This window comes from Pseudomonas graminis (genome assembly GCF_013201545.1).
Classification (GTDB): domain Bacteria; phylum Pseudomonadota; class Gammaproteobacteria; order Pseudomonadales; family Pseudomonadaceae; genus Aquipseudomonas.
In genome coordinates this window covers 2,028,813-2,045,706 of record NZ_CP053746.1, presented here as the reverse complement: position 1 = coordinate 2,045,706, position 16,894 = coordinate 2,028,813, and the positions used below count along the sequence as shown (strand labels likewise).

At 60.3% G+C, this 16,894-nt stretch carries 12 protein-coding genes; 6 read left to right on the top strand and 6 right to left on the bottom strand.

Going from position 1 to position 16,894, the window contains the following annotated elements; translation table 11 throughout:
* Positions 1-35: 35 nt before the first annotated feature.
* The 4 genes from mdoH to pip all read right to left on the bottom strand — a co-directional run bounded on the left by mdoH (position 36) and on the right by pip (position 6,264).
* Positions 36-2,633: a glucans biosynthesis glucosyltransferase MdoH gene (gene mdoH / locus FX982_RS09330; RefSeq protein WP_172610429.1), complete on the bottom strand. Its 2,598-nt coding sequence runs from the start codon at positions 2,631-2,633 to the stop codon at positions 36-38.
* Positions 2,626-4,590 carry a glucan biosynthesis protein G gene (locus tag FX982_RS09325; RefSeq protein ID WP_216843211.1) on the bottom strand — a complete coding sequence of 655 codons (1,965 nt, stop codon included), beginning with the start codon at positions 4,588-4,590 and terminating at the stop codon, positions 2,626-2,628. The genes mdoH and FX982_RS09325 overlap by 8 nt, the downstream gene beginning before the upstream one ends.
* Before the next feature lie 264 nt (positions 4,591-4,854).
* Entirely contained in the window at positions 4,855-5,292 is a 438-nt protein-coding gene (gene dtd, locus FX982_RS09320) for a D-aminoacyl-tRNA deacylase (RefSeq protein WP_172610427.1), read from the bottom strand.
* Positions 5,293-6,264, bottom strand: a complete 972-nt coding sequence (pip, locus tag FX982_RS09315; RefSeq protein WP_122533954.1) for a prolyl aminopeptidase — start codon at positions 6,262-6,264, stop codon at positions 5,293-5,295.
* Positions 6,265-6,644: 380 nt separating this feature from the next.
* Here pip and FX982_RS09310 point away from each other — a divergent pair, with 380 nt between their 5' ends.
* From FX982_RS09310 to FX982_RS09295, 4 genes are all read left to right on the top strand, one after another.
* A complete protein-coding gene (locus FX982_RS09310; protein WP_172610426.1) occupies positions 6,645-9,128 on the top strand; it encodes a glycogen/starch/alpha-glucan phosphorylase in 2,484 nt (827 codons plus the stop codon).
* Positions 9,129-9,463: 335 nt separating this feature from the next.
* Positions 9,464-12,319 carry a DUF2339 domain-containing protein gene (locus FX982_RS09305; RefSeq protein ID WP_172610425.1) on the top strand — a complete coding sequence of 952 codons (2,856 nt, stop codon included), beginning with the start codon at positions 9,464-9,466 and terminating at the stop codon, positions 12,317-12,319.
* Positions 12,316-13,713, top strand: coding sequence for a DUF3999 domain-containing protein (locus FX982_RS09300; protein WP_172610424.1), 1,398 nt, complete (start codon positions 12,316-12,318; stop codon positions 13,711-13,713). The genes FX982_RS09305 and FX982_RS09300 overlap by 4 nt, the downstream gene beginning before the upstream one ends.
* A 367-nt stretch (positions 13,714-14,080) precedes the next feature.
* Positions 14,081-15,091, top strand: a complete 1,011-nt coding sequence (locus FX982_RS09295; RefSeq protein ID WP_037016107.1) for a class 1 fructose-bisphosphatase — start codon at positions 14,081-14,083, stop codon at positions 15,089-15,091.
* Between the two features lie 113 nt (positions 15,092-15,204).
* Here the strand turns inward: FX982_RS09295 and FX982_RS09290 are convergent, their stop codons facing one another.
* On the bottom strand, positions 15,205-15,537 hold the full coding sequence (locus FX982_RS09290) for a type II toxin-antitoxin system RelE/ParE family toxin (protein ID WP_122533959.1): 333 nt from the start codon (positions 15,535-15,537) through the stop codon (positions 15,205-15,207).
* Entirely contained in the window at positions 15,534-15,806 is a 273-nt protein-coding gene (locus FX982_RS09285) for a type II toxin-antitoxin system Phd/YefM family antitoxin (protein ID WP_065986686.1), read from the bottom strand. Before FX982_RS09285 ends, FX982_RS09290 begins: the two co-directional genes overlap by 4 nt.
* Positions 15,807-16,027: 221 nt before the next feature.
* Here FX982_RS09285 and bamE point away from each other — a divergent pair, with 221 nt between their 5' ends.
* Together bamE and FX982_RS09275 are read left to right on the top strand one after the other, a co-directional pair.
* A complete protein-coding gene (gene bamE, locus FX982_RS09280) occupies positions 16,028-16,282 on the top strand; it encodes an outer membrane protein assembly factor BamE domain-containing protein (protein WP_172610423.1) in 255 nt (84 codons plus the stop codon).
* 86 nt (positions 16,283-16,368) lie between these two features.
* Positions 16,369-16,863: a lipocalin family protein gene (locus FX982_RS09275; protein WP_254074918.1), complete on the top strand. Its 495-nt coding sequence runs from the start codon at positions 16,369-16,371 to the stop codon at positions 16,861-16,863.
* Positions 16,864-16,894 lie beyond the last annotated feature (31 nt).

The window sequence follows — 16,894 nt, the reverse complement described above, 5'->3', positions numbered from 1 at the left end:
ATCACTCTTCGGCGGCGTTTTGTTTAGCGGGCGGATCAGGCGTTGACGAGGGTCGCGTCGTTCACATGGGTCGCTGGCTGCAGTGGCAGCAGCGGCGCATGGGGGTCGGCTTCCACCGAAGCGCGCCAGGCATTCAGCCAGGCGGAGTTGCCTTCGCTCCAGACCAGCTCGTGCAACCGAGCCAGCGCAACCGGATCGCTCAGCAACTGCAGGCGCTCGTGGTTGTTCAGAAGCTCAGGGCCTCCCTTGATCGCATGACGCACACGCTCGACACGCATCCACTCGATCGGCTCGGCGTCGCGATGGCGAGAGGTCGCCAGCGCGCAGGCCAAGGCGTTCTGCTGTGGATCAACCACGGCGCGAACAAAGCCGTCGTTCAGGGCGTGCCAGCGGTTTTCGTGGGTGTACTGATCAGTCGACACCAGCTCTTGCGGCGGCGTGTGCTCTTCCGGAATCAGGAACAGTTTGTTGTCGCGCGCCTTCAGACCCAGATTCGTGCGGCTGGAAATCACCGAGACCGGGATCGACAGCATCAACGAACCCACGATCGGCACCAGCCACCACAGGAAGCTTGGGTTCAGCCAAGCCACCAGCAACGCCCAGCAAAAGCCCAGCAGCGTCTGCGGCCCGTGGCGCTTGACCGCTTCGCTCCACGGCGTCGAGTCATCATCACGCTGCGGCGAGTTCCACGTCGCTGCCCAGCCCAGGAACGCAGCCAGTACAAAGCGGGTGTGGAAGATCATGCGCACTGGCGCCAGCAGCATGGAAAACAGCATTTCCAGCAGCATGGACAGGGTGACCTTGATACGACCACCAAAGCCGGTCGCGCCCTTGGCCCAGATCAGAATCACGCTGAGCAACTTCGGCAGGAACAACAGCACGACCGTCGTGGAGAACAGCGCAACGGCTTTTTCCGGGTGCCACTGTGGCCACAACGGATACAGCTGACGCGGTTCCATGAAGTAGGTCGGCTCCATCAGCGTGTTCACTGCCAGTAGCGCTGTGGACAACACGAGGAAGAAGAACCACAACGGCGCCGACAGGTACGACATCACGCCGGTCAGGAACACCGCACGGTGCACCGGGTGCATGCCTTTTACCAGGAACAGACGGAAGTTCATCAGGTTACCGTGGCACCAGCGACGGTCACGCTTGAGTTCATCCAGCAGGTTCGGCGGCAGCTCTTCGTAGCTGCCCGGCAGATCGTAGGCAATCCACACGCCCCAGCCGGCACGGCGCATGAGCGCAGCTTCAACGAAGTCGTGGGACAGAATCGCACCGGCAAACGCACCCTTCCCGGGCAGCGGCGCCAGGGCGCAGTGCTCAATGAATGGCTTCATGCGGATGATCGCGTTGTGACCCCAGTAATGGGATTCACCCAACTGCCAGAAGTGCAGGCCGGCCGTGAACAGCGGGCCGTACACGCGAGTCGCGAACTGCTGCATGCGCGCGTACAACGTGTCCATGCCCGACGCACGTGGCGCGGTCTGGATGATGCCGGCGTCCGGCGTCGCTTCCATCAGACGCACGAGGCTGGTCAAACATTCGCCGCTCATCACCGAGTCAGCGTCCAGGACGACCATGTAGCGGTATTCACCGCCCCAGCGACGGCAGAAGTCATCGAGGTTACCGCTCTTGCGCTTAACGCGACGGCGGCGACGACGATAGAAGATCTTGCCGAAACCGCCGGTTTCACGGCACACGTCCAGCCAAGCTTGCTGCTCGGCCACGCAGATGTCGGTTTCGTTGGAGTCACTGAGGATGAAAAAGTCGAAACGATCCAGATCGCCCGTGGCTTTAACCGATTCGAACGTCGCTCGCAAACCCGCGAATACGCGAGGCACGTCTTCGTTGCAGATCGGCATGACCAATGCAGTGCGCGCACCGGCCTCGATTGGCTCATTGCCCGCACTGGCACCGGAAATACGGTACTTGTCGCGGCCAGTGAGCAGTTCGAGGAAGCCCATCAGCGCGGTCCAGAAACCGGCCGATACCCAGCAGAAGAGAATCCCGAACAACAGAAGGATGCTGGTCTGCAGCGCATACGGCATGACCTGAACAGCGGTCTGCCACAGGGTCTGATGACTGATTTCGTCGAATGAAACCAGCGACCAGCCTTGATACGGCAGGATGCCCTTCATGTAGAAGCCGGCAACGATGGTCTGGCCGAGCATGAGGACCAGCAAGATGTAGCGACGGATCGAACCCACAGTGCGCCAGCGCGCCTTCGGCAGATCACGTGGCAGATCATCCTTGGGCGGCGGCGGATTGGTCTTGCCGGTCAGTCGGCGCCAGCCGCGGTGCAGGATGTTGGTCCGCCACGGTTCCGGCACGACTTTGGTACGACGAATCGGCGGCGTCGCTTTCAGGACAACGCGGCCACTGGCGTCCACACTCAGCATCTCGGCTTCGTGCAGTTCATCGGCGGTCGTCAGGGTCAGGCGACGACCCACCGAGGCCTGGGAGGCCTCGGCGGAATCAGCGACGGTTTGCGCGGAAAGGCGCTCATGCAGCTCAGCGAACGACGTGCAGCTGGCAAGTTCTGCCCGCTGCGCGTCGGTCATGGGCAGATGCGCGAGGTACTCGCTGAGAGACTCATTCAAAGGCTCTGGCACCGCGTGTGAATTACTCATCGGCTGGCAACTGGTAGCTCCAGGTTTCGGTCAGGATTTGTTGAATCATGTCCGGCCCCTGTTGGGTGGGTGCAGCCTGGACCGCTGGCTGCGGGGTGTCTTTGGCGCCTTTGTTGGCCTTGGCGGCGTCGCCCAGCGCGGCTTCAGGCTTGTAGGCCTCGTCCGACTTGGCTTCGGCTACCTTGGCGGCGTCAGCAGGCTTGGCAGCGTCCTTACTGTCGGCTTTAGGACCTTTGGCGTCCTTCATGTCTTTCGCATCACCGGCCTTCAAGGCGTCGGTTTTGACGATTTCGGCTTTCTCGTCCTTCGGTGCAGCAACGACTGGTGCCGCGGCAACAACAGCTTTGGCGTCAGCCTTGGCAGCCGGCTTCTTGTCCGACTTGTCAGCGGTGATCACCGCTGGCTCCTTGCCCGGTTCGGCAGGGGTTTCGCGCAGCAGGTAGGCACGCATTTCAACCGACTTGCCCGGATCCTTGACCTTCAGACGCAGCGTCAGACGCCAGCCTTTGGTCACCGGGTTGTAACGCAGGTTGTTTTCGACCAGATCGGTATTGTCATCGGTGATGACCTGACTGCGGATCGAAGGATCTTCGCCCAGCTTGGCCAGATTCGGACCAACGAAGTCGACGAGGTAGGCAACGCTGCCGTCCGGCTGACGAATCAGGTTGGATTGCTTCACGTCACCGGTGGAGCGCAGTGTCTGCTTGACCCAACCCAGATCAGGCGAGTGAATAGCGTCTTCATCCATGGTCCAGTGCAGACGATAGTTGAAGTCGATCGGCTGACCCGGCTCTGGCTGGGTTTCCGGCTTCCAGAACGCAACGATGTTGTCGTTGGTTTCGTCAGCCGTCGGGATCTCTACCAGATCAACAGTGCCCTTGCCCCAATCGCCCTTCGGCTCGATCCAGGCGCTTGGACGCTTGTCGTAGCGGTCATCCAGGTCTTCGTAATGGCTGAAGTTGCGGCCACGCTGCAGAAGACCGAAACCGCGCGGGTTCTCGACCGAGAAGCTGCTCACGGCAAGGTGTTTAGGGTTGTTCAGCGGACGCCAGATCCACTCGCCATTGGCTGCCTGGATAGACAGACCGCTGGAGTCGTGCAGCTCGCGACGGTAGTTGAGGACTTTAGACGGCTGATTGGCACCGAACAGGAACATGCTGGTCAGCGGCGCTACGCCGAGCTTGCCGACCTTGTCACGCAGGTACATGCGCGACTGGACATCGACCAGTGTGTTGGTGCCCGGACGCAGGGTCAGCTTGTACGCGCCGGTGGCACGAGGTGAGTCAAGCAAAGCGAAGATGACCAGATGATTGTCATCCGCGCTTGGCTTCTCGATCCAGAATTCGGTGAAGCGAGGGAATTCCTCACCCGAGGGCATGGCCGTGTCGATCGCCATCCCGCGCGCAGACAGACCATAAACCTGACCTTTACCGATGACGCGGAAGTAGCTCGCGCCCAGCATGGTCATGATTTCGTCTTGTTTGTCATCTTTGTTGATCGGGTAAGTGACGCGGAAACCGGCGTAGCCCAGGTTCTCGGTCGACTTGGGATCGAACTTCACGTCGCCGAAATCGAAACGACTCGGGTCGTACTTGATCTCGTTGACGGAGTTGGCGGTGACTTCGTTGATTTTGACCGGGGTGTCGAAGTGCATGCCCTGGTGGTAGAACGACACCTTGAACGGGGTCTTGTCATTGGCCCATTCGGCTTTGTCTTGCAGGAAGCGGATCTTTTGATAATCCGCGAACTTCATGTCGCGGAATTCGGCCGGAAGATTGCTCTTCGGCGCGGTGAATTTCTGTCCGGCCAGATCTTTGGCCTTTGTCGCCACGTCGTCGAGATCGAACGCCCACAGCTGACTGGCGCCGAACAGACAAAACAAAGCCGACCCTGCCAGCAGCGCGCTGCGCAAGCGTCCGCCCGGGTTCTTTGGTGCATTACATGGACTAACAATCACGAGCAACCCTCGCCGAAAACAGATGAAGAAACCAACGGCCAGCTTTCAAATGCCGGGTTGGCGAGCACTGTTCCGACTCCAAAAAGGGCCAATGATTCCCCAAGCGGTGCCGGAGCAGTCTGCGTTTTACCGATTTGACGGGCTTTGGCCCGTCCTTGTAGCGCGCGATTATCCAGTAGCTCGCGTTACAACGCATCAGGGGACGCAAACTATTTATTGCGTTTGGAGCGCGTAAATCCGGGGCCATCAATCGGACCAGGCTATTCAGGTCTCAAGTAAAAATGTCACGGGGCCATCATTGATCAGGTGCACCTGCATATCCGCACCAAACTGGCCCGTTTCCACTGTCGCGTGAGACGTCTTGGCCTTTGTTACCAGATAGCCAAACAGCTCGGCGCCGAGAGCCGGGGGTGCTGCTTTTGAAAAGCTTGGCCGCATCCCGCTTTTAGTGTCTGCCGCCAGTGTGAACTGTGAGACCAGCAGTAACCCGCCATTAACGTCGGTTAACGAAAGATTCATCTTGCCGTCGGCGTCACTGAACACCCGGTAGTTAAGCAGCTTGTGCAACATCTTGTCGGCGCTGGCCGGCGTGTCTTGAGGCTCGATGCCAATCAGGACCATTAATCCTTGATCGATCGCGCCAATGGTTTCGCCGGCAACGTCAACGCGCGCCTGGGAAACGCGCTGAAGCAACGCTTTCATTTATGCCTCTTCCGGTGGCAGATCCAGCAAACGGCGCGCCACTTCTGATGCTGCGCGCACCAATGCGTCGGTGATACCCGGCTCGGACGCCGAGTGACCCGCGTCGCGGATAACCTGCAGCTCACTGTTCGGCCACGCCTGATGCAGCTCCCAGGCATTGTCCAGGGTGCAGATCATGTCGTAGCGGCCGTGCACGATGATGCCCGGCAGATGGGCGATTTTCGGCATGTCTCGAATCAGCTGGTTTTCTTCAAGGAACGCGCCGTTGGTGAAGTAGTGGCATTCGATGCGCGCAATGGACAGGGCGCGATGGGGCTCGGTGAAACGGTCGACCACCTGCGGATTCGGACGCAATGTGGCGGTGCGCCCTTCCCACGTCGACCATGCCTTGGCGGCGTGCATTTGGGCGATCTGGTCGCTGCCGGTGAGGCGCTTGTGGAACGCGCCGAGCACGTCGTGGCGCTCGTCCGGCGGAATCGGCGCCATGTAGTCCTGCCAGTAATCCGGGAACAGGCGGCTGGCGCCTTCCTGATAAAACCACTTGATGTCCTGGGGCCGGCTGAGAAAGATGCCGCGCAAAATCAGTGCATGAACTCGATCAGGGTGCTTCTGCGCGTAGGCCAGGGAAAGTGTCGAACCCCACGAGCCACCGAACACGACCCATTTATCGATGCCCAGGTGGGTGCGGATGCGTTCCAAGTCATCGACCAGATGCCAGGTGGTGTTGTTTTCCAGACTGGCGTGGGGGATGGAGCGGCCGCAACCGCGCTGATCGAAGGTGATGATGCGATAGAGATTCGGATCGAAATAGCGGCGGCTCTGTGCATCGCATCCCGAACCCGGCCCGCCGTGGATGAAGATGACGGGCAGGCCGTCTGGCGAGCCGCTTTCATCGACATACAGCACATGCGGCTCTTCCACCGCCAGATCGTGCCGGGCGTAAGGTTTGATCTGCGGGTACAAAGTCTGCATAGGTGCTCCAAAAGTCCGGTTCAGGGGCTGCGATCTATCTGCCGTGGGGCATCATAAACCCGAATCGGCGAATGAACATGCTTGCCTGATTCGGGCCAACTGTTGTCGCCTGTTTCGTGCGCATGGGCCCAACTTTGCCCTGCACCAGCTGGCGCATCAGCAAGAGTGGAACGATCAATGCAAGCCGTCTTCACATCTGGGGAAAGCGCCAGAGATTCGTCGCCGATGTGCAATGACGGCGAACCGAAGGTAGCTTGTTCGAGTCGAACCGAGGGTCGTGCAACTGCGTATTTTTCATCCGATCGGGAGGAAATAACCAATGACACGCCCTACAGTCAACCCACCCATTTAATCGTCAAACCAACTTGAGGTCGTACCCGATGTCTCCGGAACCCAACGTTCGTGACGCTGAAGTGGCAGCCTTCCGAGAAGCTGTGCTGAACAAACTCGAGTATGCCGTCGGTAAAGACCCCGACCATGCCTTCGATCATGACTGGTTCATGGCAATCGCCCTGGCGACGCGCGACAAAATGGCCGAGCGCTGGATGAACCACACGCGCTACGTCTACCGGCAGGAAAAGAAGCGCGTCTATTACCTCTCACTCGAGTTCTTGATCGGCCGCCTGATGTTCGACAGCCTGAGCAACCTGGGCATTCTCGAAACCGCGCGGGAAGCGTTGAAGGGCCTGAACGTCGACCTGGAGCAGATTCGCTCGCTGGAGCCTGATGCTGCATTGGGCAACGGCGGCCTCGGTCGTCTGGCCGCGTGCTTCATGGAAAGTATGTCGACCCTTGGGATTGCCGGTCACGGCTATGGCATTCGTTACGAACACGGTCTCTTCCGTCAGGCCATCGTCGATGGCTGGCAGCAGGAGCAGACCGAAAACTGGCTAGACTTCGGTAACCCGTGGGAATTCGAACGTCCGGAAGTGATTTACCAGATCGGTTTCGGCGGCAGCGTGCAGCCTCTGCTGGATGCAGCCGGCGCGCCGGTTCTGGATGCCTCGGGCGAAACCCGCCAGGTCTGGACCGCAGGTGAAACCGTCCGCGCGATTGCTTACGACACCCCGGTCGTAGGCTGGCGTGGCAAAGCGGTCAACACGCTGCGCCTGTGGCGTGCCCGTGCGGTGGAAGACCTGCACCTGGAACGCTTCAACGCCGGTGACCACGTGGGTGCGGTGGCGGAAGTGGTGCGGGCAGAAAGTATCTCTCGCGTGCTTTACCCGAACGACAGTACCGAAGCCGGCCAGGAACTGCGCCTGCGCCAGGAATTCTTCTTCGTTTCGGCGTCGCTGCAGGATTTGCTGCGCCGCCACAAGAACATGGGCTACAGCATCAGCAGCCTGCCGGAACACGTGGCCATCCAGATGAACGACACGCACCCGTCGATCGCCGTGGCGGAGCTGATGCGCGTTCTGATCGACCTGCATGACGTGGAATGGGACGAGGCCTGGCGCATCACCGTCGGCACCCTGGCGTACACCAACCACACGCTGCTGCCTGAAGCGCTGGAAACCTGGTCCGTCGGCCTGATGGAGCGCATGTTGCCGCGCCACATGCAGATCATTTACATGATCAACGCCCAGCACATCGACAAGGTTCGCCAGGACTTCAAAGACGACCCTGCACTGTTCGACCTGCTGCGCGCCGTCTCGCTGATCGAGGAAGACAACGGCCGTCGCGTGCGCATGGGCAACCTTGCGTTTCTCGGTTCCCACAGCGTGAACGGCGTGTCCGCGCTGCACACGCAACTGATGCGCAAAACCGTTTTCGCCCATCTGCACAAGCTGCACCCGGACCGCATCAACAACAAAACCAACGGCATCACCTTCCGCCGCTGGCTGTTCCAGTCCAACCCGCAACTGACGTCTATGCTGGTCAACGAGTTGGGCGAGCAAGTGCTCGACAACCACGAGACCGCGCTGCTGAAACTGGAGCCGCTGGCCGACGACGCACGATTCCAGCAGGAATTCGCTGCTCAACGCCTGCAGAGCAAACAGGCCCTGGCCACGATCATTCAGGACCGCATGGGCATCGTGATCAATCCTGAGGCGATGTTCGACGTACAGGTCAAACGCATCCACGAATACAAGCGTCAGCTGCTGAACCTGTTCCACACCGTGGCGCTGTATCAGGCCATGCGTGCCGACCCGAGCACTGATTGGGTGCCGCGCGTGAAGATCTTCGGCGGCAAGGCGGCGGCCAGTTATCACTCCGCCAAGCTGATCATCAAGCTGACCAACGACATCGCACGCACGGTCAACAACGACCCGACGTTGCGCGGCCGTTTGAAAGTGGTGTTCATGCCCAACTACAACGTCAGCCTGGCGGAAAGCATCATTCCGGCGGCGGATCTCTCGGAGCAGATTTCCACGGCGGGTCTGGAAGCGTCCGGCACCAGCAACATGAAGTTCGGCCTCAACGGCGCACTGACCATCGGCACACTCGACGGCGCCAACGTGGAGATGAGCGAGCAGGTCGGCCTGGAGCACATGTTCATCTTCGGCATGACCGCGCAGGAAGTCGAAGCGCGCAAACATGCCGGTGAGTTCAACGCGCATCAGGACATCGCCGCGTCCGGGCGTTTGAATGACGTGCTGCAAGCGATTCGGGGCGGGGTGTTCTCACCGGATGATCCGTATCGCTATGCCGGGTTGATCGATCAGTTGATCAACTACGACCGCTTCTTCGTCTGCGCTGACTTCGAGTCGTACTGGCACGCCCAGGCGAAGGTCGAAGCGCGCTGGCACGATTCGAAAGAGTGGTGGCGCTCTGCGGTGCTCAACACCGCACGCATGGGCTGGTTCTCCTCGGACCGGACCATCCGCGAGTACGCGACCGAAATCTGGAACGCGCTGGATTAAGGACGCGTAGGGTGATCGCCTCAGCGGAGACGATCACCTTCATGTGACCGCTCGCTCTCGCAGCAAGTACAAATCCTGTGGGAGCGAGCTTGCTCGCGAATAAGGCAGTTCAGCCGCTGATGATCTGGCGGATGTACCGACCTTTTCGTGAGCAAGCTCACTCCCACAAGTTCACCAGCGTGGCCGAGATCCCGAGTCCATCCAGATCTCACTCCACAGTTCTCATTTGCATGTTGTCCACTGCCCCCCTCCCCGACACAAAATGTTTCCCCTTTCCTGACGCCCGATATACTTTTCGCCATCGCCGTTAATCGGCCGAAAAGGGAGGTCGTCGCGTGCAATGGATTCTTCTGCTGGCCGGTCTGGTAATCGGGGCGCTTCTCGATGAGTCGCTGTTGGGCGGTGCTGTCGGTGCGGTTGTCGGCCTGGCCGCGGGCTTGAGCCTCCGGCTGACTGCGTTGTCACGCGAAACGGCCGCGCAGAAAGCCGAACTTGCCAAGACCCGGCTGGATCTCAACGCCGTCCAGCAACGCCTCAGCCAGTTGGACTCCGCCGCCGCACAATTGCCGGATGCGCCCGTGTCGGCGCCGTTGAATGTTCAGCCCATCGCAGACGACGGCCCGGAACTGCTGTGGGACCTTCCGGACCTCGAGCCCGCGGCCTCGGATGTCAGCGATTCGGAATGGCGTCGGCCTCAGCAGCCGCCAGCCCCTGCAGCCCCGAGTTATGAGCCCGCTTCTGCGCCCGCTTCCGCCCAGCCCAATCTGTTCGACAGCGCCTTGCTCCGCGCCCAGAACTGGCTGCTGGGTGGCAACACCGTGCTCCGGGTCGGCGTGGTGTTGCTGTTTCTCGGTCTGGCGTTTCTGCTGCGCTACGCCACCGAGGGCATGGTCGTTCCGATCGAGGCCCGCTATGCCGGCGTCGCTTTGGCAGCGTTGGCGCTGCTGGGTCTGGGTTGGTGGCTACGGCAACGCAATGAATCCTTCGCGCTAATGCTGCAGGGGACCGGCGTCGCGGTGCTGTACCTGACCGTGTTCGCCGCCATGAAAGTCCACACCCTGCTGGCGCCGGGGATGGCGTTCAGTCTGCTGGTCGCGGTCACCGTGTTTTCGGCCATCCTTGCCGTCACGCAAAATTCCCTGGCCCTCGCCTGCGTCGCGGCGCTGGGTGGATTTGCCGCACCGCTGCTGACGTCCTCCGGCGAGGGCAGCCACGTCGCGCTGTTCAGTTATTTCGCCCTGCTCAACGCAGGCATCTTCGCCATCGCGTGGTTCAAGGCCTGGCGTCCGCTTAACCTGATCGGCTTCATCGGCACGTTCGGGATCGGTTTCGCCTGGGGCATGGACGCTTACACGCCCGAGCTGTTCTGGAGTACCGAGCCGTTCCTGATTCTGTTCTTCCTGATGTACCTGGCCATCGGCCTGTTGTTCGCCCGACGCAAGCTGCAAGAACACGCCGCCGGGCCCGACGACGACAGCCGGGAAGCCACCCTGCGCTGGTCCGCACGCCAGACCCACTACGTCGATGGCAGCCTGTTGTTCGGCACGCCTATCGTCGGTTTCGGCCTGCAATACGCCCTCGTTCGACACATTGAATTCGGCGCTGCGTTGAGCGCACTGGCGCTTGGCTTGCTGTACATGGGCATCGCTCGGCTTCTGACCGGGCGCGCACCGGGTCGGGCATTGCTGCTGGTCGAAACGTGCCTGTCACTGGGCGTTGTGTTCGGCACCCTGGCGATTCCCCTTGGCCTGAGCGCGCAATGGACGACGGTGGCCTGGGCCGTCGAAGGCGCGGCCGTGTTCTGGCTCGGCATGCGCCAGAACCGCTTGCTGGCGCGGGGTTTTGGCTTGCTGCTGCAACTGGGCGCCGGGGTCGCGTTCCTGGGCGTGGTCGGTCGCTGGTATGTGCCGACGTTCAATCAGGGGGATTTCTGGACCCCCTTGATCATCGCACTCGCTGGTCTGGTCAGCGCGTTCTCCGTGGAGCGCATCGGGACTTTACGTCTGTCGCTAAGCAAGCGTGTATTGCAACCTGCGTTGCTGATGTGGGGAACGCTTTGGTGGTCCGTAGCGCTGTTCATCATGACTGACTACGTAGCAGGCCCGAACGTGTTCTCGACGTTGCTGGTGCTGGGCGCCGTTAGCGCTGGGCTATGGACCATGGCAGCACTGCGCCTGACCTGGACCGGAATTGCTCAGCTGTCCACGCTGCTGACGCCGATGAGCGGGGTGTTGCTGGCGCTGATGAGTTTCAGTTCCTACTACAACCCTGCCGCCGATTGGGGCTGGCTGGGCTGGATCGCGGTGTTTGCGACTCACCTGTGGTCCTTGAAGCGGCTCGACAACACGCTGCTTCCGCGCTTGCGTAGTACGGCCCACGTCATCGGCTGCTGGCTGATCATCGGCGTGCTTTCGTTGCAGCTTCGTTATGGATTGCTGGTGCTGTCGGAGTCTTATAACGCCTGGCGCTGGCTAGGCTGGGCGTTGCTGCCGAGCCTGTACTTACTGGCGATGACCGCATCTCGCACATGGCGCTGGCCGGTCAACGCGTACCCGCGCGAGTACCGTGTCTGGGCTGCCGCGCCGCTGGCGGCATTGATGCTCGGCTGGTTCTGGCTGGCAAACGGGTTCAGCGAAGGCGCTGCCGATCCCCTGCCCTATCTTCCGCTGCTGAACCCGCTGGAACTGGGCTTGCTGATCACGCTGACCGGCATCGTCAGCTGGACCCGCCAGCACCTCCCGCAATTGGGCGTCAGCGAGGGGCGTGCTCAGAAAACGGCGCTGGTCATTGCCGGCGCATCGCTGTTTGCACTGATCACTGCCATGGTCCTGCGCACGGCCCATCACTGGCTCGGCGTGGCCTGGTACCCCGACGCGCTGTTCGAATCGATGCGTGTGCAGGCCGGGCTTTCCATCGTCTGGACGCTGATGGCCCTGGCACTGATGATCGGCGGCCACCTGCGCGCCCGCCGGGACCTGTGGATTGCCGGCGCCGCGTTGATCGGGGTCGTCGTCGCCAAACTGTTCTTCGTCGAGCTGAGCAATCGTGGCGGTCTGGAGCGAATCATTTCCTTTATCGGCGTTGGCGTTCTGTTGCTGGTGGTGGGATATTTCGCCCCCCTGCCGCCCCGGCATCCGGCCCGAGACAAGGGTTTGACCGATGCGGATGTTGCGGACAGGGCATCGAAATGAAGCGCGTAAGGAGTGTTCAGTTGAGTCGTCAGTTCATCGTCAAGGCCGCCCTGCTCACCCCGTTGCTGGGCTCGCTACTGTGCGCGGCAACGCTCAGTCAGGCCGAGGATCTGCCGGATGATTTCACCACCCATGCGCCGCTGACCGTCACCGGTGAAGGGCCTTGGTATCGGCTGGAATTGCCCCTCGGCGTGCAGTTGAACGCGCGCCAAAGCACTCTCAACGACGTGCGTGTTTTCAATGCAGACGGCCAGGCCCAACCCTACGCAATCACCCAAAGCCCGCCCCAGCGTGCGGCCGACGCCAGTCCGGTGTCGGTGAAGTGGTTCCCGCTCTACAACAGCGATGGCGCCAAAGACGCCGAGCCGAAAATCCGCGTCGAACGCACGCCCAACGGCACGCTGGTGGAGGTTCAGCCCCAGGGCGAGATTGAGGCGGGCGAAGAGATTCTGCGCGGCTGGCTGCTCGACACCAGCGCGATCGACGCGCCGCTGGATCAACTGATTCTGGACTGGAGCAGCGAGCGCGACGGTTTTCAGCGGTTCAGCATCGAGGCCAGCGACGACCTCCAGCATTGGCAGCGCTGGGGCGAGGGTCAGGTGGCGAGGCTGTCATTTGCTGAAGAGCTGGTTGAGCAGCGCGTCGTCAATCTGCCGGGACGCAGCGCTCGCTATCTGCGTCTGCTGTGGAAATCGCCACTGTCCGCGCCGACGCTGAACGCCGTGCAACTGATCAGCACGCAACCCGGCGTGCTGCCGTTGAGCTGGTCACCGGCCATCAATGGTCGCGTCGAAAAACCTGGCGTGTATGTGTGGCAACTGCCGGTGGCTCTGCCACTGGAACGCATGCGGATCAACATTGCGCAGCCCAACAGCCTCGCGCCCGCCACGCTGTATGGGCGTAGTGACAGCAACGCGCCATGGCAGATGATCGACAACGGCCTGCTTTATCGGCTCAGCCAGAACGGTCAGGACGTTGTGCAGGACGAAATGGAGCTGCCCGGCAATGTCGTGCAGCAGCTGAAACTTGAGGTCGATGACCGTGGCGGCGGCCTGGGCAAGGACGCGCCAGCGCTGAGTTTTGCCGTGCGCGCCACACAACTGGTGTTTCTCGGACGGGGCGCGCCGCCTTACAGCCTGGCAGTTGGCAATGCCAAGGTGAAAAGCGCGGCGCTGCCGCTGGCGACGCTGATTCCCGGCGTCAGCCCCGAGAAGCTGGCAGCACTTGGCAGCGCGTCCATGGCCTCCACACCGGTCGCGCCAGTTGCTGCGGCTGCGCCCGTGGAGGCCATGCCTGACCTGAAGCGCATCGGTCTGTGGGCCGTGCTGATAATCGGGGTGGTTTTTCTGGCATGGATGGCGCTTGGCACGCTGCGCGGGTCTCGTAGCAAATAACGCGCAAAACAACGCGCCTGCTCAGGCGCCAAAGAATAGGTGTCGGGGTGATGACGCTGAATCGATCCGGGATCGAAAAAATTGCAGACGATGCAAGCCAATTCGTCACCCCGATCGCGTTACGCTTAACGTACAACCGATGCGACTGGGTATGGCGATCCCTTGTGGGACCGGCTTCAGCCGGGAAGGCGTCGGTCGTCACGCTGCAAGATTTGTGGTGTTCACACTGGCCTCTTCCCGGCTAAAGCCGGTCCCACTAGGATGTAGCCCGTGAACTGAATCACTACCTAACCGGTCTGACAGGCAGTATTAAATCTCCGCTCACGCTAGACTGTGCGCGTTTTTATCCCCCATTTCGGAGCTCTCCATGTCCCGCGTTACCTTGAGTCGTTATCTGATCGAGCAGACCCGCACCAACAACACCCCTGCCGATCTGCGCTTTCTGATTGAAGTGGTGGCGCGTGCGTGCAAGGAGATCAGCCACGCGGTATCCAAAGGCGCCCTGGGCGGCGTACTCGGCAGCATGGGCACCGAAAACGTGCAGGGTGAAGTGCAGAAGAAACTGGACGTGATGTCCAACGAGATTCTGCTCGAAGCCAACGAATGGGGCGGTCACCTGGCCGGCATGGCGTCCGAAGAAATGGACAACGCCTACCAGATCCCCGGCAAATACCCGAAAGGCGCTTACCTGCTTGTGTTCGACCCACTGGACGGTTCGTCCAACATCGACATCAACGCCCCGGTCGGCACGATCTTCTCGGTGCTGCGTTGCCCGAACGAGTACCTGAGCCAGAACGAAGCACTGAACGAGAAGGCATTTCTGCAGCCAGGCACCCAGCAAGTCGCCGCCGGTTACGCCATCTACGGCCCGCAGACCATGTTGGTGCTGACCCTGGGTGACGGCGTCAAAGGCTTCACCCTGGACCGCGAAATGGGCAGCTTCGTCCTCAGCCACGAAGACATCCAGATCCCGGAGTCCACTCAGGAATTCGCCGTCAACATGTCCAATCAGCGTCACTGGGAAGCCCCGGTCAAGCGCTACGTCGAAGAGCTGCTGGCCGGCGAAGACGGCCCGCTGAAGAAGAACTACAACATGCGCTGGGTCGCGGCGATGGTCGCCGACGTCCACCGCATCCTGACCCGTGGCGGCCTGTTCATGTACCCGCGCGATTCCCGCGAACCTTCCAAGCCGGGCAAGCTGCGCCTGATGTACGAAGCCAACCCGATGTCGTTCCTGGTTGAGCAAGCCGGCGGCGCGTCGACCGACGGCCATCAGCGCATCCTCGACATCCAGCCCGAAGGCCTGCACCAGCGTGTCGCTGTCTTCCTGGGTTCGAAAGAAGAAGTGGAACGCGCAACGGCGTATCACAAGGAATAAGGTTCTGAATGGCCGCCTTTGGCGGCCATCACCCTTGTTGGCGGATTTATGTCATTTCGCAGTCTGAATTCCAGATCTCGCAACAGCCATGACCAAAGAACCGCGATAAAACGTTAATGACTGATGTGTAGCAGGCGCTTCGTCAGCTGCGAGACCATATCTCGGCGCACATCAATTATTGCGTGAATAAATACAAGCTCCTGCCTGATCTCATAAATAATGCGGTTTTTACCGGACACAACCTGGCGATATTCATTCAGGTTCAGCATCTCGATTTCTTCAGGGACGGCCCCTGCGTATGGGGCAACGGCCAGCAGCTGCATCGCTTTCTTTAGCTGCATCGAGGTATCTGACCATACTGAGTCAGAGAATCTGGCCAATACATAACTGCGGAGCTCTTTCAAATCCTGCTTTGCGGAGTTGAGAATGACGACCTTCAAACTCATTCCTTGCCAATCCTTTCTAGCTCATCAAAAACATCTTCAACGCTTTCATACTCGCCCTTCTCGATTTCCCTGCTTCCTAACGCCAATATTTTCAGCAGTGCGAAAGTTTCCATTTGCTCTTCGTAGGACTTGACGTCCATCACCACAAGCTTTGCCTCACCATTTTGGGTGATCAGCATAGGCTCCCTGCTTTCTGAGATGTTTTTTACGATTTCCGCAGTGTGACTTTTCAAATAACTGATCGGTTTGACTTGCGATGAGAATTTCATCTGTCCGACTCCCCTGCCAAAAAACCGATTTTAGTCTGAATTTGGTTCATACCGTGAGGCTGTTTGTCTGGTGGAGCGGCACGCCCGATGGATAAATCTATGCCCCTCGGAACCAGTCCTCGCCTTTTCTCTTCTAAACTTGCGGCATCAGGTCGGCGCTGTGCGGCTATCGCCGGGCGCTGCGTCGCTGCCTCCCCCATTGGATTCAGGAGCTTCATCTCATGTCTTTGCGCACTCTCGCGGTGTTGTCGTTCTGCGTCTTGCTGGCGGCCTGCAGCAAGGTCACCCAAGAAAACTACTCGAAAATCTCCGCTGGCATGTCGAAGGCGCAGGTCGAGCAGCTGCTCGGCAGCCCGACCGAATGCTCCGGCGCCTTGGGCATGTCCAGCTGCACGTGGGGCGATGCGAAGACGTTCATCAGCGTCCAGTACGCCGCCGACAAGGTTGTGCTGTTTTCCGGGCAGGGTCTTGAATGAGCATTCGTCAGGCATTGAAGATCGGCGCTGTGGCGCTGGCAGCATTGTGGATCAGCGCCTGTGCGACGAACCCTGAAACTGAATCCATGGCGCCGAAGACGGTCGATCATGTCGACCTCAAGCGCTACCAGGGCACGTGGTACGAGGTGGCGCGGCTGCCGATGTTCTTCCAGCGCAACTGCGCGCAGTCCGAAGCGCACTACACGCTGAAGGATGACGGGAATATTGCCGTCACCAACCGCTGCCGCACCATTGAGGGCAAGTGGGAGGAAGCAACCGGGACGGCTTCGCCGCAAATCAAGGGCAAGACCGACAAGTTGTGGGTCGTGTTCGATAACTGGTTCTCGAACCTCTTCCCGGGTGTGGCGAAGGGCGACTACTGGGTGCTGTACGTGAGCCCCGACTACAAAGTGGCGCTGGTTGGCAGCCCGAACCGCAAGTTCCTGTGGCTGCTGTCGCGCACCCCTCAAGTGCCGGACTCAGTGCGTAACGACATGCTGATGAAAGCGCAGCAACAGGGTTACGACACCACCAAGCTGATCTGGCGGGTGGCGGATTCGAAGGTGGGTAAGGCGGATTGACCCTTCGCGAGCAAGGTGATGCTTCACCTTG

What these genes read in the sequence shown, in the direction of transcription:
- mdoH (WP_172610429.1), bottom strand. Translation starts at nt 2,633, where the DNA reads ATGAGTAATTCACACGCGGTGCCAGAGCCTTTGAATGAGTCTCTCAGC.
- dtd (WP_172610427.1), bottom strand. Translation starts at nt 5,292, where the DNA reads ATGAAAGCGTTGCTTCAGCGCGTTTCCCAGGCGCGCGTTGACGTTGCC.
- pip (WP_122533954.1), bottom strand. Translation starts at nt 6,264, where the DNA reads ATGCAGACTTTGTACCCGCAGATCAAACCTTACGCCCGGCACGATCTG.
- FX982_RS09310 (WP_172610426.1), top strand. Translation starts at nt 6,645, where the DNA reads ATGTCTCCGGAACCCAACGTTCGTGACGCTGAAGTGGCAGCCTTCCGA.
- FX982_RS09300 (WP_172610424.1), top strand. Translation starts at nt 12,316, where the DNA reads ATGAAGCGCGTAAGGAGTGTTCAGTTGAGTCGTCAGTTCATCGTCAAG.
- FX982_RS09295 (WP_037016107.1), top strand. Translation starts at nt 14,081, where the DNA reads ATGTCCCGCGTTACCTTGAGTCGTTATCTGATCGAGCAGACCCGCACC.
- FX982_RS09290 (WP_122533959.1), bottom strand. Translation starts at nt 15,537, where the DNA reads ATGAGTTTGAAGGTCGTCATTCTCAACTCCGCAAAGCAGGATTTGAAA.
- FX982_RS09285 (WP_065986686.1), bottom strand. Translation starts at nt 15,806, where the DNA reads ATGAAATTCTCATCGCAAGTCAAACCGATCAGTTATTTGAAAAGTCAC.
- bamE (WP_172610423.1), top strand. Translation starts at nt 16,028, where the DNA reads ATGTCTTTGCGCACTCTCGCGGTGTTGTCGTTCTGCGTCTTGCTGGCG.
- FX982_RS09275 (WP_254074918.1), top strand. Translation starts at nt 16,369, where the DNA reads ATGGCGCCGAAGACGGTCGATCATGTCGACCTCAAGCGCTACCAGGGC.